General features: G+C 44.0%; 15 protein-coding genes, 2 tRNA genes and 2 riboswitches. Of the genes, 5 read left to right on the top strand and 12 right to left on the bottom strand.

All coding sequences use genetic code 11. From position 1 onward, the window contains the following. Window positions 1-135 precede the first annotated feature (135 nt). Complete coding sequence (locus FPZ42_RS12010; RefSeq protein ID WP_146271707.1) at window positions 136-1374, top strand: deoxyguanosinetriphosphate triphosphohydrolase family protein; 1239 nt, start codon at window positions 136-138, stop codon at window positions 1372-1374. Window positions 1375-1425: 51 nt separating this feature from the next. On the opposite strand, the gene FPZ42_RS12015 is transcribed toward FPZ42_RS12010, so the two are convergent. Beyond that, entirely contained in the window at window positions 1426-2556 is a 1131-nt protein-coding gene (locus FPZ42_RS12015) for a cysteine desulfurase family protein (protein WP_146271709.1), read from the bottom strand. A 69-nt stretch (window positions 2557-2625) separates the two neighbouring features. After that, window positions 2626-2735: riboswitch (SAM riboswitch) on the bottom strand. A gap of 391 nt (window positions 2736-3126) precedes the next feature. Here FPZ42_RS12015 and FPZ42_RS12020 point away from each other — a divergent pair. Both FPZ42_RS12020 and FPZ42_RS12025 read left to right on the top strand, forming a co-directional pair. After that, window positions 3127-3197 (top strand) — tRNA-Cys (locus FPZ42_RS12020). A 17-nt stretch (window positions 3198-3214) separates the two neighbouring features. Next, a tRNA-Cys gene (locus FPZ42_RS12025) sits at window positions 3215-3286 on the top strand. A 203-nt stretch (window positions 3287-3489) separates the two neighbouring features. On the opposite strand, the gene FPZ42_RS12030 is transcribed toward FPZ42_RS12025, so the two are convergent. Together FPZ42_RS12030 and FPZ42_RS12035 are read right to left on the bottom strand one after the other, a co-directional pair. Next, window positions 3490-4944, bottom strand: a complete 1455-nt coding sequence (locus FPZ42_RS12030) for a SusD/RagB family nutrient-binding outer membrane lipoprotein (protein WP_146271711.1) — start codon at window positions 4942-4944, stop codon at window positions 3490-3492. A 3-nt stretch (window positions 4945-4947) separates the two neighbouring features. Continuing rightward, complete coding sequence (locus FPZ42_RS12035; RefSeq protein WP_146271713.1) at window positions 4948-8163, bottom strand: SusC/RagA family TonB-linked outer membrane protein; 3216 nt, start codon at window positions 8161-8163, stop codon at window positions 4948-4950. A 293-nt stretch (window positions 8164-8456) separates the two neighbouring features. Continuing rightward, a riboswitch (SAM riboswitch) is annotated at window positions 8457-8568 on the bottom strand. Between the two features lie 216 nt (window positions 8569-8784). On the opposite strand from FPZ42_RS12035, the gene FPZ42_RS12040 reads away from it, so the two are divergent. Continuing rightward, window positions 8785-10158, top strand: coding sequence for an aspartate kinase (locus tag FPZ42_RS12040; protein WP_146271715.1), 1374 nt, complete (start codon window positions 8785-8787; stop codon window positions 10156-10158). 3 nt (window positions 10159-10161) lie between these two features. On the opposite strand, the gene FPZ42_RS12045 is transcribed toward FPZ42_RS12040, so the two are convergent. Beyond that, window positions 10162-10731 (bottom strand): ACT domain-containing protein, encoded by a 570-nt coding sequence (locus FPZ42_RS12045; RefSeq protein WP_146271717.1) that lies wholly within the window; start codon window positions 10729-10731, stop codon window positions 10162-10164. A 315-nt stretch (window positions 10732-11046) separates the two neighbouring features. Between FPZ42_RS12045 and FPZ42_RS12050 the strand changes: the two genes are divergently transcribed. Then, on the top strand, window positions 11047-14310 hold the full coding sequence (locus FPZ42_RS12050) for a S41 family peptidase (RefSeq protein WP_146271719.1): 3264 nt from the start codon (window positions 11047-11049) through the stop codon (window positions 14308-14310). A 48-nt stretch (window positions 14311-14358) separates the two neighbouring features. On the opposite strand, the gene FPZ42_RS12055 is transcribed toward FPZ42_RS12050, so the two are convergent. From FPZ42_RS12055 to FPZ42_RS12090, 8 genes are all read right to left on the bottom strand, one after another. After that, complete coding sequence (locus tag FPZ42_RS12055; protein ID WP_146271721.1) at window positions 14359-15657, bottom strand: sensor histidine kinase; 1299 nt, start codon at window positions 15655-15657, stop codon at window positions 14359-14361. Between the two features lie 91 nt (window positions 15658-15748). Further along, a complete protein-coding gene (locus tag FPZ42_RS12060; RefSeq protein WP_146271723.1) occupies window positions 15749-16075 on the bottom strand; it encodes a DMT family transporter in 327 nt (108 codons plus the stop codon). A 64-nt stretch (window positions 16076-16139) separates the two neighbouring features. Next, a complete protein-coding gene (locus tag FPZ42_RS12065) occupies window positions 16140-17864 on the bottom strand; it encodes a c-type cytochrome (RefSeq protein ID WP_146271725.1) in 1725 nt (574 codons plus the stop codon). After that, complete coding sequence (locus FPZ42_RS12070) at window positions 17861-18052, bottom strand: hypothetical protein (RefSeq protein WP_146271727.1); 192 nt, start codon at window positions 18050-18052, stop codon at window positions 17861-17863. Before FPZ42_RS12070 ends, FPZ42_RS12065 begins: the two co-directional genes overlap by 4 nt. A gap of 73 nt (window positions 18053-18125) precedes the next feature. Then, a complete protein-coding gene (locus FPZ42_RS12075; protein ID WP_146271729.1) occupies window positions 18126-18476 on the bottom strand; it encodes a hypothetical protein in 351 nt (116 codons plus the stop codon). 80 nt (window positions 18477-18556) lie between these two features. Beyond that, on the bottom strand, window positions 18557-18955 hold the full coding sequence (locus FPZ42_RS12080) for a DUF1634 domain-containing protein (RefSeq protein ID WP_146271731.1): 399 nt from the start codon (window positions 18953-18955) through the stop codon (window positions 18557-18559). 12 nt (window positions 18956-18967) lie between these two features. After that, on the bottom strand, window positions 18968-19801 hold the full coding sequence (locus FPZ42_RS12085; protein WP_146271733.1) for a sulfite exporter TauE/SafE family protein: 834 nt from the start codon (window positions 19799-19801) through the stop codon (window positions 18968-18970). Between the two features lie 10 nt (window positions 19802-19811). Next, on the bottom strand, window positions 19812-20468 hold the full coding sequence (locus tag FPZ42_RS12090; RefSeq protein ID WP_261382282.1) for a FadR/GntR family transcriptional regulator: 657 nt from the start codon (window positions 20466-20468) through the stop codon (window positions 19812-19814). Between the last annotated feature and the right edge of the window lie 29 nt (window positions 20469-20497).

Genomic DNA, 20497 nt, shown 5'->3' on the forward strand with positions numbered 1-20497 from the left:
ATTGGTTAGTATCTGATGATTAACAAATGTGAAGGTAGGAGTTAAACAAACACAATACCAATCGAATTTTTCGATAACGAATAGGGAAAAGTTATGAGGCTGATAACTATATTTATAATTATTAAAACCTAAGTCATGATTACAAAAGAACTTCTGGATTATTGTAAAGAAAGAGAAGCACAAATTCAAACAGTTAAAAATATAAGAGTTCATAATGAATACCCTGGTATTACAGATTACTATCGAAATAATGCTGATATAGATTATTCGAGGGTATTATACTCATCGTCTTGTAGACGTTTGCAAGGGAAAATGCAATTATTTATACCTAAGAGTCAAGTATTTTATAGAAACAGATTAACTCATAGCCATGAAGTAGCTCAAATTGCAAAAACTATTAGCAAAAGGTTAAAATTAAAAGATAATTTGACTGTTCAAACTTGTTCACTTGCGCACGATATTGGGAACCCGCCTTTTGGACACGCAGGTGAGATTTTTCTTAGCGGAGTTTGCGTGAGTAGTCCTTATGAAGGAAATGCGCAAACATTTAGGATACTTAATTTTATTGAAGAAAGACATCACGATTTTAATGGATTAAATCTAACTATTCGGACAATGCTGGGGATTGTCAAATATTTCAAACCAGAAACAGAAATTAAAATAGAAGAAGGTGAAGAAAAAATTTTAACTAATAAAAAGTTCCTTTACAAAAAGGACTACGAGTTGGTAGAAAAGTGGCTAAATACCTACAACCTTAGTCATAAGACGATAGATTGTGAAATTATGGATTTAGCAGATGAAATCGCTTATGCGATTCATGATTTGGAAGACGCGCTAAAATTAAAATACTTTACCATTGATGAGCTATTATACGAATTTTCTATTCGAGACGAGTATAAAGATGTAATGTTGAAATTTAAAAAATTCAATGTCCGCGCTCGAAAGTTTGCTGAGCAAGCAGGTGCTTATGAAACATCAGAAGAATATGCCATGCTTTATCGAAAGGAACTAACATCGTTATTAGCTGCTGCATTTGTAACGGATGTAGATTTAATTGATGGTAAATTGGGTTACAAAGCTTTAGGCCTATTGGTTAGCGGATTGAAGAAGTTAGTATTTGAATCAATTAAGAGACAACCGGATATTATTGAATATGAACAATTGGGCAAACATGTTTTAACAAAACTTTATCAAGTTTATAATGATCATGAATACAATAAGGATATGGTTTTATTACCTGCTAATTATCGCAACATTGAAAAATGGGAGAGAAGAGTTCAGGATTACATCGGTGGTATGATGGACATCTATGCAATCCAACAGTATGAAAAATACTTTGGAAAATTGGATAACAAAGGAATATATTTTAAATAAGCATATTCCTTTGTTGGAAGCCTTTCTTGAACGCGATGCCTTATAAAATATTTACGCAGCGATGGGCTGCAATAAAGCAGATAATAAATTCACCACCCGATCAATCTCTTCAGCGGTATTAAAACGGCTGAACGAGAAGCGTACCGTATTGCGACCGGGGCGCAGTTTTAATGCCTGTAATACGTGTGAGGCGGCCCCGGTTGAGCAGGCACTGCCACCGGATACTGCTATGCCTTGTTCGTCCAAACATCGCAGCAGATCGTCCCCGGTATTGGGCAGGCAAACGCTAAGCACCGTGTATAAACTTTTATCTGCGTTGGCAGAATTGCCATTAAAGCTAACGCCGCTGATATTATCTAACAAGCCTGCCACCAACTGGTCTTTTAGTGATTGTATATATAGTTGATGTTGATTCAGATCGGCATAAGCCAGCTGCAGCGCTTTAGTAAGGCCTACTATACCTGCTATGTTTTCTGTACCCGCCCTTAATTTTGCTTCCTGGCCGCCGCCGTGCAGCAGTTGGGTTAGGGGAGTACCCTTGCGGCAGTACAAAAATCCCACGCCCTTTGGCCCATGAAATTTATGTGCCGATGCAGCAAGATAATGAACCTTCAGTTTTTGCAGATCATGAACATAGTGACCTATTGTTTGCACCGTATCGGTATGGAAAAGCGCTTTATATTTTTCGCAAAGTTCGCCGATTGCAGCTATATCATTTAAGTTGCCTATCTCGTTATTTGCATGCATTACTGATACAAAGCTTTTTGGATGCTGTTGTAGCAAGCTTTCCAGATGTATAAGGTCCAATGTTCCCTGAGCATCATGTTCGATGTAGCTTATTTTGATCTTACCTTTTCTCTCAAATTGTTGCAGGGTGTGCAATACTGCATGGTGTTCAAATTTGGTGGTGATAACATGCTCAACTCCTGCACCATAAATAGCAGATTGGATAGCGGTATTATCTGCCTCGGTGCCGCCGGATGTAAATATGATCTCCTCCGGGCTGGCATTCAATAATTGCGCAATGGTTTTGCGGCAACTATCCAGCGTATCTTTAACTTCTCTGCCAAACGCATGATGAGATGAAGCATTGCCAAAGTGCTGCAGGTAATACGGCGTCATGGCTTCAAATACTTGTTTATCTAATGGAGTTGTTGCGGCGTTATCAAGGTAAATTTTCATATGTTAAATAAATTAATGTCTTTATGAAACTTACCAGTTCGCCGGGGCTTGGCAGCAGAACGCTGCTATTGCTTATCTTTCTCCATTAATTACAGGAGCAGGATTTAGCACCTTTTACCAAAGTGGTACAGGTTGCTAAGACGTCGTAGGGCCATTCCCTCGGTCTTTCTGGATAAGTTTTAAAGAACGTTTCGACAACAAATATACAAATAATATATAAAGTCTATAGTTTTTGTAGATTTTTTTTTGATTTTTCATTTCAGGTGTTTACTTTTGTCCTGTCAGATAAGAAAAACAACATGAGCATCAACGCTAAAATATCTACGTCCGCTGTTAAATCGAGCTTTTCTCAAAGGCTTGGTTATTGTTGTTGTTGAATTTTTGCATCCTTTGAAATGCTTTGATTTTACGAGTTTTATATAATAGATCGTTTGGGTCTGTGATTCACACTATTTTTCAAACAATAAATTTTAAGGGATTAGTCCCTTTAAAATCTCTCCAGTAAGGAGAGATTTTTAAAAACAATCTTCTAAAGCCCCTCTCCAAAGGAAAGGGGTGGGGAGAAGCTAAGGTTAGGTGGCCGAGAGGCGAGGCACGGGTCTGCAACACCTGTTACAGCGGTTCAAATCCGCTTCTAACCTCTAGTTAAAAAACAAAAGGCGGGGTGGCCGAGTGGTTAGGCGGGCGTCTGCAAAACGCCAAACAACGGTTCGAATCCGTTCTCACGCCTCTTTTAAGTTTCTCATCTCAGGTTTATAATTGGTTACAAAGTGCCCCTGCCCAACAGGGGCCTTTGTTGTTTATGTCTGAACCCGAATTGAAAGAATTTCAGGGATAACAGAATTCTAAAAATTCAATAAATTATTTCGATTCGCTTTCAGACAAAAAAAGGCTGCGAAATTTCGCAGCCTTTAAAATGAAGTTTTTTAAGTATCAATTCACATCGAACCATAACTTGGTAGTTAATGCGTCAGCGCCCTGGCTGGCAACTGCAGCATTGTAGCTGGTGCCGTTAAGCGATTGCTCTGTACCGGGGTAGATAAACCTTAGCGGTATCTTGCCTCCAAGTGTACCGGCAACTGCCGGGGTAAGTTGCGGATAATCAAGGCGGCGCCATTCGGCATAGGCTTCAAGTCCCTGGCCAAACAGCGCGATCCATTTTTGTTCGCCTATTGATTTACGATAGTTAGCCGCATCATATGCTACGCTACTTTGAGCCAGGTAGGTGTTTATATCGGCCGTGCCTATACCGTATTGCGTTAATGACGCAGTTATAGCCTGCCTGTACAGATCGGCGGCGTTGCCGGCAATAAAGCCGCGCTGGGTGGCTTCGGCCTGGTCAAATAGTACTTCAGCATAACTGATGATCACTGCCGGAGCGCTCGGCGCTAAAAAGTAGGTGCCCGGTTTTGATGTTTTGGTAAAGCCATAGCTGCTGGCATCGCCTACCAAAAGTCCGTTTGGCAAGCCAACATAAGTTTGCGGTGTAGCATCCCTTGTTTTGCTGGCATAAACCGGCAGGCGCGGGTCATTTAATGCAAAAAGCTTATCTACAATTGTTTTGCTGATGCGGTAATCATCCCTGGTATCAAACAAATTGCTGATAGGGTTTTGGTTGGGCGATGCCGCGTAAACCAACTGTGCGGTCTCGCTATTGCTGCTGATGTAGCCGCTGCCATCCGCTTGAATGTCGGCCAGTACCTGCTTCGCCTTTTCAGGCTCCCGGTCTGCAATTCGCAGGGCAATGCGTAAACGCAGCGAGTTGGCAAATTTTTTCCATAGCAATATCTGGTTTGCGCCACTGCTGGTGCCGTAAATGATATCGCCTGCGATTGCAGGACCTGAAGGGCTAAGGAAGGTTTGAGCCGATTTCAGATCATCAAGGATGGCAAAATACACATCCTTTTGTTTGTCGTAAGCAGGTGTCAGGAACTCGTTAATACTGGATGCCTGTGTGTAAGGTACATCGCCATAATTATCGGTCAGCAATTGGAAGACCCACGACCTTAATACTAAAGCCACACCCTTGTAGTTTGGATTAGCTTGTGCATCGGCAATTTTCAAAAGTGCATTGAGGTTCACAACGCCCCTTGTGTAACCTGTTCCCCAAAGCTCATTGAAAGACGTACTGGTGTAGATGTACCTGTCGGGATCGGTGTACTGTATTTTGGCCCAGTTTTGCACCCAAAGCAAGCTGGCATCCATATTATTGGATGTCCCCCAATAGGTATCTGCCAAAGCTTTAGTTACGCCGGTTAAGATATAATCCGGCTGACCGGTTTCTGACGCGTTTGGATTTTTGTTTATATCCTCAATGGTTTTTTTGCAGGCTGTTGCCGATAAAAGCAGTGTTCCTGATATGATGGTGGCTAAATATTTAATTTTCATTGTTTAGAATTTGAGGTTCACGTTAAAACCAAGGTTACGTACAGTAGGCAGCGTAAGGTCTTCTAAACCTTGTGCGTTACCGCTGTTAAATGCTGTTTCAGGATCAATGTTGGGTACCTTTTTGTGTATGATCCAGAGGTTACGGCCAACCAATGATACCGTTGCCGATTGCAGGCCGATGCCTTTAACCCAATTCTGCGGCAGGGTGTATCCCAACTTTACTTCGCGCAGTTTTACGAATGAAGCGCTGTAAACAAAAGCCTCGTCTACGTTAGTATAGCCTTTGTAGTAAGTTTGGGCCGAAACAATTTTGCTGTTTGCAGATCCATCTGCCTTAACACCCTTCCATACCATACCGTCGTCATAAATGGTCTCGCCGTTTGGTGCGTTTGCTCCGGTACCCACTTGTACCGCATTAGCTGATGTGTTGTTGCCTGGGTAGTAGTAAGATAAACCGCCATTCTCGGCACCTCTGCCGGGTAACGTAGATGCCAACACGCCTGTGTAAGTGCCGGTGCGGTTAGTGTTGGAGTAAATAGAACCGCCAATACGGGCATCAACCAGCACACTAAGATTAATGCCTTTGTAAGTGAAGCTATTATTGATGCTGCCCAACCAATCCGGAGTAAATTTACCCAGGGCTTTCTTAGTATTGTTTACAATGGGTGTGCCATTGTCGCCAATAACGATGTTGCCTGATGCATCGCGGGTATACGATGTTCCGAACAGTGTACCATACGGCAGACCTACGGCAGCTACAACATCAACTGTACGATTTGATCCAAGAATGTAGGTTTGCAGGTTGCCTTCACTGTACAGCGATAATACTTTGCTCTTATTACGAGAATAGTTTAAGGTAACATCCCAGTTAAAGTCACTGTTTTTTATTGGGGTTGCAGACAATTGAACCTCAATACCTTTATTGTTAAGATTACCGCCATTGATAAGCTTATAATTAAAGCCGGTGCTCGGGCTTACCAGTACCGCCAGTATCTGGTTAACGCTATTGGTATTGTACAAGCTCACGTCAAGTCGCAGGCGATTATTAAGGAAACCAGCCTCAACGCCGGCTTCTGTAGATGTGGTAGTTTCCGGTTTCAAATTCGGATTAAGGTCTGTTGAGTTAAGCAACTGCTGCGGATTAGCCACTGTACCACCGCCGGGCTGACTCAGATTAAACGGTGCCAGAAACCCATAAGTATTAATTAACTGGTACGGATCGGTTGCTTTACCAACTTTTGACCATCCGCCGCGTACTTTTAGATAGCTTAATATATCGCTTTTTAAATCCAGCGCTTCTGAAAGCACCAAACTACCATTAACAGACGGGTAGAAGTAAGAAAGGTTAGCAGCAGGCAGGGTAGACGACCAATCGTTACGGCCGGTTACGTTGATAAAGGCATAATCTCTAAAACCTATCTGTGCCGAAGCGAAGTAGCTATATGTTTTAAGTTTGCCGTAAACATTTGAAGATACCAGCGGGTCGCGCGAGTTGCTTAGCGTGTACAAGCCTGCAACGGCAAGTTTCGGCGCTATTTGGTCGTTCTGCTCGCGGGTTGTAGTACCAATGTTGCCACCCACAAAAGCGTCTAAAGAAAAATCTTTGTTCAGCTTTTTGGTGTACTGTAAGCGGCCTTCGGTATTGGTCTCGTTTACATAGTAAGCATCTTCTTCATAAGACCCAAATGGGGTACCGTTTGTGCCGTAAGCCACTTTTATCTTTCGTCTGTCGTTATAGAAATCGGTACCGGTGCGCAGGTTGGCAGATAAGCCTTTGATGATCTTGTAGTTTACCTCAGCGCTCCCTATAAAATGATTTTTGAACTGGCCAACGGTATTTTCATAAGCGATAAAATATGGATTACTGTAGTAGCTGTTATTCCAGTTAAACGTATTTCCGTTGGCGTCGCGGTAATTTTTTAGCTGGCTTACATCAACCTGGCGGCCAAACCATGTAAATTGAAGCATGGTGCTTGTTGCACGCCTGCCATAGGTTCCCGGTAAGTTTCCTGCATCGTCTTTGATGTAATTAGCGGTTGTGGTAACGGTAAGTTTATCGTTAGGCCTGAAGGTTGTGTTCAGCGAGAACGAGTTTCGTCCCAATGATGAATTAGGTACCACACCGGTTTGGTGCAGATTATTGTACGATGCTCGGAAATCAAATTTGTCGCTGCTGCCTGCAAAGGCTACACCGTTGTTTAAGGTAACACCGGTATTAAAGAAACTGCGAACATTATCCGGATGCGCTACAAAAGGCACCGGTGTGCCGTTGGAGTAAAATTGCGGTATCAGGCGGCCATCCAAGCGCGGGCCCCAGCTTTCGTCAACACCGTCGTTAACGCCGCCACCCTTGCCATCAACATAACTGAACTTGCCGTTAGCGCCTTGTCCGTATGAATTTTGGTAGTCAGGGAAAACTTTAAGAGTAGCAAAGCTGGTGTTAGAGTTAATGGTAACGCCAATGCCTTTTACACCCTTGCCGGTTTTAGTTTTGATAAGGATAACGCCCGAAGCCGCACGCGAACCGTATAAAGCTGCAGCGTTAGGGCCTTTCAGAACGGTAATAGATTCGATATCCTCAGAGTTGAAATCAGATAGTGAGTTGGGAAAATCGCGCGAACCGTTTGTGCCTAACTGCTGCGTGTTATCCACCAATACACCATCTACCACAAACAGGGGTTGGTTATTGCCGGAGATAGATACCTCGCCACGTATAACAATACGAGATGAACCCATATCGCCCTGGCTGTTGGTAACAGTAACACCGGCTATTTTTCCGGCAAGCGCATTTACAAGGTTGGTTTCTTTAGCTTCGGATATGTCTTTCGACTTAAGTCCCTGAACCGCGTAGCCTAAAGATTTTTTATCCTTGCTGATGTTTAGTGCGGTCACCACCACCTCATTAAGTGAGTTAGGTGCCTCCACTAAAACTATCTGCAGCGGGGCGGAATTTTGCGTAATGGTGATGCGCTGTGTGGTGAAGCCCAGGTAGGATACCTGTAGCACATCATTTACTTTGGCATTGATACTAAAGCGGCCCTGAACATCTGTTTGGGTGCCATTGGTTGTACCTTGTACGGCCACACTAACACCCGGTAAAGGCTGGCCGTCGGCTTTGGCAGTTACCACGCCGCTTACCTTAATTGATTGGGCCGATAAGTGCTGAACAATGATTACCGGTAGTAAAGCCACCAGTAAGAGTTTGTAAATTTTTGACATTTTTTACTGTGAAATAAAGTTTTGAACATGGCATACCTATCTACTTTGCCCGGTAAAACCTACCTGCATTAATGAGTATGCAATAAATTAAATGGAGTTAATGTTACTGGGTTAACAACAGCAGCAACAACACATGCCAGGCATTCGCTTGCATAAAGCAAAAGGGGTTAGGGATAACGATACAGTTTGCGTAAAAGCTGTTTTCATAGTGGTTTGTAGGGTAACGTTTGTTGTTTGTCTTTTTATAAACTCGCCAGGTAAGTACCGGTTAATTGCGGCAAATAAATTGCACTCGCTTATCTTTCTCCTGTTTAACAGGAGCAGGATTTAGCACCTTTCGCCAACGCAGGGGCAGAGGTTGCTAAGACGTCAAAGGGCCATTCCCTCGGTCTTTCTGGATAAGTCTTAAAAAGAACTTCGATGCAAATATAGATTAAAAATATATAATGTCTACGTATTTTGTAGATATTTTTCTAAATGACTTTTTAATGGCATAAAACCGTCATATTAAATCGTAGGGGCACTTTTTAGTGCACAGCATATTTGGTAAACAGCAACTGCCGGGCATTTATTAAAATAGATTAAGTACCCAAATACCGTTTGATATTATACATTTGCGGCATGAATACCCGGTTAACAGTTGAAAAAATTGGCGGCACATCAATGAGTGCCCTTAAAGATGTAATTGATAACATTGTGTTTTACGGCGATTCGCCATACAATCGAATCCTTGTTGTATCAGCGTTCTCCGGCGTTACCAATATTTTACTGGAGAATAAGAAAACTAAAGCGCCGGGTGTTTATCATCGTTTTGCAAAAGGAGAGGATTACCGGACAGCACTTAACGAGGTTTCTGTGGAACTTAAGCGTTTAAATGCAGTATATGGCGATCTGGGCCTTGATGTTACCTGGGCTGATGCGCAGATAGATCAGCACATGGCAAAGGCTATCGTTTACCTGGATAGCGCCTCTACAATGCTGGCTTCCGGTTATCTTAATGAGGGTGTGTTATTGGCTGCCCGAGAGATCCTGGCTTCCATTGGCGAAACGCATTCGGCCATGGTGCTGGCTGCTATCCTTAAAACCAGGGGACTTAATGCCGTGTTGGTAGATATGGCCGGTTTTGACGATTCTCGCGCCATGACAATTGACGAGCGTATTAAAGATGCCTTTGCTAAAATAGATCTGCCAAACAGCATTTGTATTGTAACCGGTTACGCTAAAGGTACAGAAGGCATTATGCGCGAGTTTGACCGCGGGTATTCTGAGGTAACGTTCAGTAAAATAGCATCCATACTTAAGCCTGATGAGGCCATTATCCACAAGGAATATCACCTTTCAACTGCCGACCCTAATATTGTTGGTATCGATAACGTGCACCCAGTAGGTAATACTAACTATGATATTGCCGATCAGCTTGCCGATGTTGGCATGGAAGCTATACACCCAAAGGCTGCTAAGCCATTGGAAATGGCCGGCATCCATCTGCGCATCAAAAACACCTTTGAACCAGCGCATCCCGGTACGCTGATAACCCGCCAATATGTTTCGCAACTGAAAAGGGTAGAGGTGATCACCGGCACCGATAAGCAATTACTGATCGATATTTACGACCCGTTGATGACCGGCAACGTAGGCAGCGACTTAATTATCATGGAGATATTCGCCGCGCACCAGGTTAGTTATACCTTTAAATCAACCAGTGCAAACAGCATATCCATTGTTATTTGGGAAAACGATTTTAAGGAAGCACTGATAACTGATCTGAGAACAAAATTTGAGCGTGTTAAGCACGAGCCGGTTTCCATGGTTTGTTTATTAGGTACCAATATGGATCAGCCCGGTTTGCTGGCTAAAAGCACTGCAGCCCTTGCCCGCGATGAGATAAACATCCTGGCAGCAGGTTTAGCGTATGGCCGGGTTAACATCCAGTTTGTTGTACCGCGCGATCAGTTTAAGGCATCTGTAATAGCGCTGAACAAAGCGTTAGGGTAGATATTACGCTATCTCGGCATACGCACTTTCAGCTGCGGATGGTACGGCTTTGTTAAAAATGCCCGCGGATAGATTTTCATGTTCAGTTACCGAAATGGGCTGATTTACTGTAAGTGGCGAATGATGAAAAGCAAGCAACTGCGGCCCGTCCAATTCGTTAAATAAGCGCTGTATATCGGCTGCTTTGCCTATCTGATGTACCAGTAACTGGTTACCTTCTAAAAGCGTTATTCCACGCGCGTTGTGTTTATTAATGATATCCCATACAGCGTTCGCATTTTTAGTTAGTGATACCCTGTACATAGCAGATCTCAAGACAGAACCAAATGCAATAGTAACATCAATTACCCCTATCACTTTACGTATCCTCAGCAGCATGTTATCTACCTGTTGCGCAGGTATTTTTGCTTCAATGGTTATCAACACGGTATCCGCAACATCAGTTTGAGATTGTGCAAGGGTAATTATCTCGTAGCCCGTCCGGGTAAATAACCCTATAACTTTTGATAGTATTTCCTTCTGATTTTCGCAGCTAAGGCTGAACAGTTTTGAAGTAAGCTTTTCTCGTTTCATAGCAAAAAAAAAGCCTCCCAACTTTCGTGGGAGGCTGCAAATTATTTTATTTAAAATTTAATTATAGCAAGGCGGCCTCCCATTTTGAACAAATGACAATCACAATAATGCTGATCACATTATTTAAGATTTGTACGCCTATAGGTTGTTTGTTCATTTAAATGAAAGTGTATGTTGTAAAACAGGGAAAATATTTTCGAAAATCAAAGGTTGTAACGCATTTTTATTTTCTGGCTTAATTTAACATTTTTTAGGAATCGCCTTGTGCGTTTATTTTCAGTGGTTTAACTATATTTAGGCACTTAATCCTAAGCAATGTTGGTTAAACCCTTATTATCGGTGTTGGCACTGCTGGCAGTGTCAACCTCTTATGGGCAGCAAAAAGGCTACTACCGCACGCCTGCCCTGCATCAAAACACAGTGATCTTTACCGCCGAAGGTGACCTTTGGAAGTACGATCTCAGCAGCAACCAAACCAGCAGGTTAACAACTAACGACGGGGTAGAATTGAACCCCGCCATATCTCCTGATGGTAAGCAGGTGGCTTTTCTGGGTCAATACGAAGGTACTACAGAAGTATACCTTATGGATGTAAACGGCGGGGTGCCCAAACGCTTAACCTATGAACTTACCGGTGGCCAGTACATTTCCGGCTGGACGAAAGACGGCAAGATACTTTACCGAAGCGAAGGGAATACATCCCTACCTCAGCCACAGCTTATAAAATTAGACCCTGTTACCCTCAAACGCCAAACAGTACCATTATGGCAAGCATCCATAGGTACTTATGACGAAAACGGCATCCTGTACTTTACCCGTTTTCCTAACCAGGGCAGCAAGACCAAGCGTTACAAAGGCGGTTTGATAGAGCAACTATGGAAATTTGACGGCAAGCAGGAAGCAAAGAGCCTGACAGGCGATTTCGAAGGTACCAGTACCAACCCGATGTATTACAACGGCCGGGTTTATTTTCTTACCGATAGGGACGGTACCATGAATTTATGGTCGATAGATAAAGAAGGGAAAGATTTAAAGCAACACACCTTCTCAAAAGGCTGGGATCTCCAAACACCATCTATGGACGAGGGTAGGATAGCCTACCAGAAAGGTGCAGATATTTATGTTTATGATATTGCCTCCAATGCAGAAAAGCCGTTAAACATCAGTCTGGTATCGGATTTTGATCAGCGCAAGCCAAAATGGATCAAAAGCCCTGTAAAATCAATCAGCTACTCTGACATATCGCCCAAGGGTACTTATGTGGCTATAGTTAGTCGCGGCCGGTTGTTTGTATCGCCGGCCAAGAGTGACCGTTGGGTTGAAATTACCCGCAAAAGCGGCATCCGTGTAAAAGATGTGCACTTTATTGATGATAAAAGTATCGCGGTTTTATCTGATGAAGGCGGTGAATACGAAGTTTGGCGTGTAAATGCCGATGGCAGCGGCGAGGCTAAACAACTTACCAAAGGCACTAAGGTTATCATTTCTTCTTTCGCTGTTTCGCCTGATGGTAAATTCATCGCTTATACAGATAAGAATGACGTTTTACGCATTGCAGAAACCGCTACCGGTGCGGTAAAATTCACATATGATAAAGCTTACGCCGGGGTTAATGAGATATCATGGTCGCCTAACAGTACTTTCCTCAATATTTCGCAGAACCTGGAAAATTTAAATTCACAGGTAGCGGTAATTGACACCCGCAGCATGAAACTTACGCCGGTAACCACAACGCGCTTAAGCAGTAACAACCCGGCATGGTCTGCAGATGGCAAGTGGCTTTATTTCCTGAGCGATCGTAATCTGCGCTCAGTAGTACGCTCGCCATGGGGGCCAAGGCAGCCGGAACCATACTACACCAAAACCACCAATATTTATGCAATGGCTTTGGATACTGCTGCAAAGTTTCCCTTCCTGCAAACCGATTCATGGCTGACTGATTCGGTATTTACTACCGTAGATAAACAAGGTGTTCCACAAACAAAAAAGGTAAGTAAAAAGAAACCGGGAGTACAACCTGCCAGGGTTTATGATTGGGCTATAGCACAGCGGTCGTTGTACCAGGTACCGGTTAAAAGCGGCAACATCGGCAGCCTCAGCGTTGTAAATGGGTATTTATACTGGGTTGATGCCGGCGATGATGGAGATGAAGGAGGGGCAAAAATATATGCCCTTAAAATTACCGAAAGCAAGAAAATAGAGCCAACAGAGGTAGCATCAGGCGTTCGCGATTATGTGGCTTCTGCCAACGGCAAAAAGATACTAATACGCTACACCAATCAGAATTTAGCTGTAGCAGATGCTGATGGCAGCAAGGTTGATGCAGCTAAAGCCAAGGTAGAGCTCAACAATTGGAGCTTTGCGATAGAGCCGCAGAAAGACTGGCAGGAAATGTTTGATGACGCGTGGCGAATGATGCGTGATTATTTCTACGACCGCGACCTGCATAAGGTAGACTGGGCGGCTGTAAAAAAGCAATATGAGCCTCTATTGCCTCGCGTTACCGACCGATACGAACTGGATGACCTGCTAAGCCAGATGGTGGGTGAGCTATCTGCCCTGCATACCTTTGTATACGGAGGTGATAAACGTACACCTTCTGATAAAATACCGGTGGGTATGCTGGGTGCGAAACTTGCGAAAACAGACAAAGGTTTCAAGATAGAACACATCTACAAAGCCGACCCGGATTTCGACAACGTATCGCCGCTGGGAAAGCCCGAATTGAGAATTAAAGAAGGAGACATTATTACCGAGATCAACAATGTGCCGCTAAAAGATGTAGGGGATATAGGTGAGCTGCTTACTAATAAGGTTGATATACCCGTTAAGCTTACGCTCGCCGATAAGGCCAGCAAACGTTATGAGCAGGTAGTGAAACCGTTTAGTCCACGTAGTTTTTATAATTTGAGATATGCAGAATGGGAATACTCAAGAAGGTTAAAGGTTGATAGCGCAAGCAATAACGATATTGGATACATCCATCTCAAAGCCATGGGGGGCGATGATATGGACGATTTTGTAAAGCAGTTCTATCCGATCTTTAATCGCAAAGGATTGATACTTGACGTGAGGCAGAATTTTGGCGGAAACATTGATAGCTGGGTATTGGAGAAACTGATGCGCAAAGCCTGGATGTACTGGCAGGGCAGAACAGGCGGCCCAACATGGAATATGCAGTATGCGTTCCGCGGGCACATGGTATTGCTGTGCGATCAGCAGACCGCGTCTGATGGTGAGGCCGTATCAGAAGGTTTCCGCAGGCTTGGCTTGGGTAAAGTGATAGGTATGCGTACCTGGGGTGGCGAGATCTGGCTGTCATCAGATAATAAACTGGTTGATGATGGAATTGCCACCGCTGCAGAAACCGGTGTATTTGGCCCCGAAGGTAAGTGGCTGATAGAAGGCCGCGGCGTAGAACCGGATATTGAGGTTGATAACCTGCCTTATGAAAGTTACAAAGGTAGGGATGCTCAGTTAGAAGCAGCCGTAAAGTATCTGCAAAACGAGATCAAGACCAAGCCTATACCCGCAGTGGTCTCACCACAACATCCGGATAAGTCATTCAAATACCAATAACGAAAAAAGGCCCAATAAAGGGCCTTTTTTGTTGACTATAATAACATCTTAGTTGTTAGCAAGTGGGATGATGATCGTGAATACGGAGCCTTCCCCTGCTTTGCTATCCGCTGTGATATGGCCTCCCTGATGATCCATAAATTCTTTGCATATCATAAGCCCTAATCCAACACCTTTTTCATTTTCGGTGCCGTAGGTAGGCTTGGGTTTGCCGTTAAAGATGGTTGATAGTTGCCCCGGCGAAATGCCCGCGCCGTTATCTGCGATGATGATCTTACAATTATCTGCCTCGACTATTGATTTGATGCTGATAGAGCCGCCAGCAGGCGTAAATTTCACTGCATTTTGTAACAAGTTGCGCACCACCAACTGCAGCATATCAGCATCAGCATATATCTTGGTCTCGGGGTCAATATTCTGAATAAAGTTGATTTTCTTATGTGCTGCCTGTACCGCTGCAATTGCCATTGGGTTTTTAAGTGTATTTAAAAGTGACAGCTTCACAATATCTGTGGCGGTACCTTCCATCTGCGAGCGCGACCAGTAAAGCAGGTTGGTAACCATGTGCAGGGTTTGGTCATTTGCTTCGCGAAGTTTTGTCTCCATAGAGTTGCGCTCTGCGGTAGATAACGAAGTGTCATTGAGTAACTCAAGATAATGGCCGATATGTATAAGCGGTGCTCTGAAATCGTGCGATAGGATGGATAAAAGGCGGCTTTTTTCTGCGTCGCGCTGTTCTACTTTTGCTTTCTCGCGGTCGTAGCTACGCCTGAACAGGCCAACCACTATTGCCATACCGATAACGGGCATGGGGAATGCCGTAATACGGTCGATAAATTGCCCCTTGCCATAACGGAAAGGGTATTGGACCAACTGCGGATATTGAAATTCTATCCAGTGAACAATAGCAAAAACAATGAGGTAGGTAATCACCCAGGCTAACTGATATCGGCTGGGGCATATAGTAAGCAACAATACCAGAAAAGCAGGCCACATCAAGTCTGTTGAGCCGCTGATACCGGCGTTAATAAAATAGTTAACCGGCAATATGATCAGCCCCATCAAGCCAAACACGAGGCTACGGTACATAATACCTTTAACTCTCGAATAATAATACTGGTACATGAAAAAGCAGACGATAACTAAACAAGATAGAGATGCTACCCTTAAGCCGGCGTACAAGTTATACGGTATATAAAATGCAGCCAGCACAATTACACCTAAGCTAATAGAATGAAATATGCGCGACTCTAAAGAGAAATCGTCGGCATGGCCTATCAGCTTACGCCATTTGCTGCTGAGGTGATTAATACCTGTATGAAAATTGACAGACAGAATTTTGCTCATCCCGGTGAAGATGGTCTTTTTGCTGTATTACGGATTTGAAGTGGTTTAAGTTGCCTTCAAACAAATCATAGGTCGGCAAGGCTGTATAAAGTCAGTGACTAACAGCTTTTAATCCTACAATAGAGCCAATAAGCGTAGTGATAAAAAACAAGCGCCAAAAGGTTGCAGGTTCTTTAAAGATGAGTATGCCAACAATGGCAGATCCGACGGCTCCAATGCCTGTCCACACGGCGTAAGCAGTTCCTATAGGTAAGGTTTGCGTAGCTTTCATAAGCAGGCCCATGCTGATGATAAGTGATACCAGGAAACCTGCAAACCACATATACATTTCGGTGCCGCTGGTTTGCCTTACCTTGCCCAGGCAAGATGCAAACAACACCTCGAACACGCCACCCAAAATAACCAGGAACCAACTCATAGCTGTAAATTTTGGCAAAAATGCTAATTAATACGCAATTACATCGGCAACTTCGTCAGCAGTATCAGCGGATCCTTTTCCGGGTATTTTTTACCTCTTCGGCAGTTACCATGCTGGCGTTGTTGCCAAACTTGCTGCGTATATAAGTAAGCACTTCCGCAATTTCTTTATCGCTTAACTGACTGAAGGACGGCATAACGCTGTTGTACGAGTGGCCTTTAACTGTTACCGGGCCTTGCAATCCTTTCAGCAATGTTTGGATAGCCATGCGTTTATCACCATAAGGGCCGCCCACAACCCATTCAGACCCTGCAAGCGGAGGGAACAAGTTACCATCACCTTTGCCATCTGGCTGGTGGCAGCTGATACAATATTTACGGTAAAGCGAAGCACCGGGCGACAGCATTGCCCGGCTGTTATCATCGGTTATCGGGTTAGGGTCTTTATAAAGGGTTCTTTTTCTCTGGAGCATTGCTTTTAGGTTGGCCGGGCCAAATGATGCCTTGTTGCCTGCGAAGTTTACACGCCACACACGTCCCTTTTCTGTATCTGAAATAACTAAAGAACCATCGGGCGCTTCGGCAAGTCCCATAGGGCGGTAGGTAGCTTCGCTTGGGCTGAGTATAGTTTGCTTACCGGTAAAACCATCGGCAAACAATTCCCAGGGGCCGGAAGGTTTTCCGTTTTTAAACGGGACAAATGCAATACAGTAACCGGCCTGCGGATAAGGCGAGCGGTTAGTTGAACCGTGAAACGCTACAAAGGCGCCGTTACGGTAACGGGAAGGGAATTGATTTCCTTTATAAAATAACAAATCATTAGGTGCCCAGTGCGCCGGGAAAGCCATAATGGGCTGTGTAAATTTTGCGCCATTCCCTTTTTTAATGCCATTACCTCCATACTCAGGGTTAAGCATGAGTTGCTTCTTGTAAGGATCGTAATAGTAATAAGGCCAACCGGCATTTGTGCCGGGTTTAACCTGTAAAAACTCTTCAGCAGGTAAAACAGCACTCTGCCAGGCGTTAAATTGTTTAGGAAACAGCATATGCAGATCATCGCGACCGTGGGCCACAACGTAGAGGCATTGATTAGCATGGTTCCATGCCATTGCAACCACACTGCGTAAACCTGTTGCATAACGTACACCATCTTTAGGGGTTTGATTTAGTTTGTTAGCATCAAATTGCCATATACCACCAGCACTGTCAAGCAAAGGGCAGTTCTTTATACCGGGCGAACCAGGTACGCGGTTTTTTTCCTGGCAAGCGTTGGAAGCAGCCCCAAAAGGTACATAAATGTGTCCTGCATCATCAAAGGCGATAGGTTTTGCATCATGCTCGTGCCGCCCGCCTGTGTCATGAATGATCAGTTCTGGTTCTCCCTGCGGGATGAGGGAAGATGAATCCAGTTTCATCCTGAAGATATTGGTCTCTGAACTGAAATAAAGGTAGCCATTATGTATGCGCATGGCAGTACCGTAAGTACCCTTATCCTCGTAGTCGGCAAATTTTTGGATGATATCGGCGCGGCCGTCCCCGTTGGTATCCCGCAAAGCGGCGTTGCCGCCTGCTTTGTCGGGAAAACGGAGTTTAACATATATATCGCCACTGCTGCTAACAGCTAAATGGCGTGCCGCACCGGGGATGGTGTCGGCAACAGTAATCGATTTAAAACCCTTAGGCAACGAAAGGTCGCCCGCCTTAAGGGCAGGTTTTTTGTCTGCTATTCCCGCTAATAATAGCGGTACAGCAACGATCATTAATAAAATGCGGCTGCCCGTAGATCTCATTCTTCGTCAACGGCAATATCTGCTAATGCTACCAGGCGTGGAGCGCCAAGATATTCTATCCAGATACTGTTCCATCCGCTGCAGTCATAGCCCAGAAAAATGGCTTTTGTGATCATTTTGTTAAAACCCTCAAAAGGGCGTCCAAGGTACCGTAACGTGGTGCCTATCTTTAATTCATGTTTGCTCATTGTAGTTTCCTTTAAGTAATAAAATGCGCAGGATCTGCCTGCAACTAAGTAGGGGATACAATAAGAACAAGTACTATGTATTAGAATGGAACGGGAAGAGCAATGTTCGGTAAAAACGATGCAACGGAACGGCTGTTATCGGCTGATAAATTTTAATTGCCTGTTCATTTACCAGTGCCTTAGCACCGGTGTTTGTAAGAACCAGCAACTGTAAAGGCCATCTGAATTTAACCTCTAATTGCCGGGTTATCCGTTCATCAACAAGGCAGCCTTCACCGGTTGGTGCCGGCTTTTTGAGGTGGTTCTTACTTTGCTCTTGCTGGGACGTTTCATCGTTTGTTTTAGCCGCATTATCATGCGCCACAGATGGTGTTAGCTTTACAGCCAACAACAATCCAAACAATATCTTTATCCACCACCTCATACTACAAATATATAACTATAACGCAAAGTTGGACTATATAAATGCTAACATTTGTTAAACAAAAAAGGTTTTATTAACAATTACACCTTTAAACCACCAAAAATACTTGTGGTTATTACGGCCAGCACAATCAGGGTTATGCAAACATACATACGGTCTTTTTCAAGGGCAAACCCTACCAGTGAAAATACGATACGTAACACGGGTGTAGCTATTAGTAAAAGCACACCAAGTTGGATAATTCCTGCTGCATTAAAGCTTGATGCACCTTTTATGATACCGCTATAGCTGGTAAAGTTTGCACCCTCACCTACAAATTTATGGTATGAGGGCATAGGGGATTGCCCTTTGGTGCCAATGTATATTACCCCGCCTATCAATGCTACTACTGACGCAGTGAATACCCCGTAGCGCAAAAGCTGACCAACTATTTGTTCAACGTCGGTATCCTGCCATTTATTTTGAATTGTCTTTTTCATCTTTCGTAGAAGTTAAAATTTATGTTGAATACCGTTGTAGATCATCTCCAGCGCTACAAATGTGATAGCGGCACAAAAGATGAACCGTAAAACTTGTGGGTTCATCTTCATCAGCAATTTTGAACCGGTGAAAGCACCGGCCAAAACACCCAGCATAACCGGGAAAGCCAGCCCCGGGTCCATGTACCCACGCTGCAGATAAACAACAGCACTGGCTGCAGCAGTAACGCCTATCATAAAATTGCTGGTGGTAGTGCTTACCTTAAACGGTATACGCATTGCGGTATCCATAGCCAGCACTTTAAGCGCACCCGAACCAATACCCAACAACCCGGAGATAACGCCTGCAAATGTCATGATAGAAAAGCCTGCACCAACGTTTTTTAGTTTGTAATCAACCTCGCCTTGTGGGGTTGGGTAACTGCTGTTGAGCTTAAGTTTTTCTGCCAGCGGGCTCCCTTCTGTAAGAACTTCCTGATTCTTTTTGCGCAGCGTCATAGCTGCGGAAAAGATAAGCACAGCGCCGAATAAGATGGCAATAGTGTTAGTGGGGGTGTAAACGGCAATTAAGGCACCAAGCACCGCACCAATGGTTGTGGCTATCTCCAGGAACATCCCCAAACGGATATTAGTGATTCCCTCTTTTACATAGGCACTTGCCGAACCGCTTGATGTAGCTATAGAAGCAAGCAAGGCTGCCCCAATAGCATAACGTATATCTACCCCGAACACCAGGGTGAGCAATGGAATAACTACAACGCCGCCGCCCAAACCGGTTAGCGAGCCCAACAGGCCGGCCAGGTAAGAGCCAACTAATAATATGATACTGAATGTTAATATGGTCATTTTAATGATTTTAATAGTTGTTATTTAATATGTATTGCAGTACATCTTGCGCCTGTTTAGCTTTTTTACCTTTAATGGCGTTGTAAAGCTGCTCATGCAAATGATGGCTAAGGGCAAAATGAGAAATACCCTGTTTTTCGCGCTCGCTGAAAAAACGCCTGATGGTATCGGTAAAAGATTCGTAAAGGTTTGCCAGAACCTGATTGCCTGATGCTGCGGCAATGCTTTGATGGAAACCGATATCGGCATCCATACAAAGGGTTCGGTCATCTTGCTCTATGGCCTCCCTGCGTTTATCAAGCCAATGTTTAATATCTTCAAGTTGTTCATCGGTACGGTGGGTTGCGGCTAACATTACAATTTCTTTCTCGAGCAGGTTACGCACGCTGTTCACTTCATCAAATTTTGCATGGCGCATTTTATCATCTAATGACTGTGAGGGTGGATGATCGTTAACCGTGGTGCCAGCGCCTTGTTTTACGTTAACCACACCGGCTGCCGCCAATGCTTTTACGGCCTCGCGAATAGAGGAGCGGCCAACAGCATACTGCATCATCAGTTCAGGCTCGGTAGGTAATTTTTCGCCCGGTTTAAATTTGCCTTTGCTAATGTCGTCATGCAGGCGGCGCCTAACTTGTTCGCTTATCTTTATCTTTTCATTCATCATGATGATGCAAAGGTATGATGTTTATTTAA

The sequence above is a fragment of the Mucilaginibacter achroorhodeus genome (assembly GCF_007846095.1).
Lineage (GTDB): Bacteria > Bacteroidota > Bacteroidia > Sphingobacteriales > Sphingobacteriaceae > Mucilaginibacter > Mucilaginibacter achroorhodeus.

Bases quoted from the DNA above. Each gene is read 5' to 3' on its own strand.
- FPZ42_RS12010 (WP_146271707.1), top strand. From the start codon at position 136: ATGATTACAAAAGAACTTCTGGATTATTGTAAAGAAAGAGAAGCACAA.
- FPZ42_RS12015 (WP_146271709.1), bottom strand. From the start codon at position 2,556: ATGAAAATTTACCTTGATAACGCCGCAACAACTCCATTAGATAAACAA.
- FPZ42_RS12030 (WP_146271711.1), bottom strand. From the start codon at position 4,944: ATGAAAATTAAATATTTAGCCACCATCATATCAGGAACACTGCTTTTA.
- FPZ42_RS12035 (WP_146271713.1), bottom strand. From the start codon at position 8,163: ATGTCAAAAATTTACAAACTCTTACTGGTGGCTTTACTACCGGTAATC.
- FPZ42_RS12040 (WP_146271715.1), top strand. From the start codon at position 8,785: ATGAATACCCGGTTAACAGTTGAAAAAATTGGCGGCACATCAATGAGT.
- FPZ42_RS12045 (WP_146271717.1), bottom strand. From the start codon at position 10,731: ATGAAACGAGAAAAGCTTACTTCAAAACTGTTCAGCCTTAGCTGCGAA.
- FPZ42_RS12050 (WP_146271719.1), top strand. From the start codon at position 11,047: ATGTTGGTTAAACCCTTATTATCGGTGTTGGCACTGCTGGCAGTGTCA.
- FPZ42_RS12055 (WP_146271721.1), bottom strand. From the start codon at position 15,657: ATGAGCAAAATTCTGTCTGTCAATTTTCATACAGGTATTAATCACCTC.
- FPZ42_RS12060 (WP_146271723.1), bottom strand. From the start codon at position 16,075: ATGAGTTGGTTCCTGGTTATTTTGGGTGGCGTGTTCGAGGTGTTGTTT.
- FPZ42_RS12065 (WP_146271725.1), bottom strand. From the start codon at position 17,864: ATGAGATCTACGGGCAGCCGCATTTTATTAATGATCGTTGCTGTACCG.
- FPZ42_RS12070 (WP_146271727.1), bottom strand. From the start codon at position 18,052: ATGAGCAAACATGAATTAAAGATAGGCACCACGTTACGGTACCTTGGA.
- FPZ42_RS12075 (WP_146271729.1), bottom strand. From the start codon at position 18,476: ATGAGGTGGTGGATAAAGATATTGTTTGGATTGTTGTTGGCTGTAAAG.
- FPZ42_RS12080 (WP_146271731.1), bottom strand. From the start codon at position 18,955: ATGAAAAAGACAATTCAAAATAAATGGCAGGATACCGACGTTGAACAA.
- FPZ42_RS12085 (WP_146271733.1), bottom strand. From the start codon at position 19,801: ATGACCATATTAACATTCAGTATCATATTATTAGTTGGCTCTTACCTG.
- FPZ42_RS12090 (WP_261382282.1), bottom strand. From the start codon at position 20,468: ATGATGAATGAAAAGATAAAGATAAGCGAACAAGTTAGGCGCCGCCTG.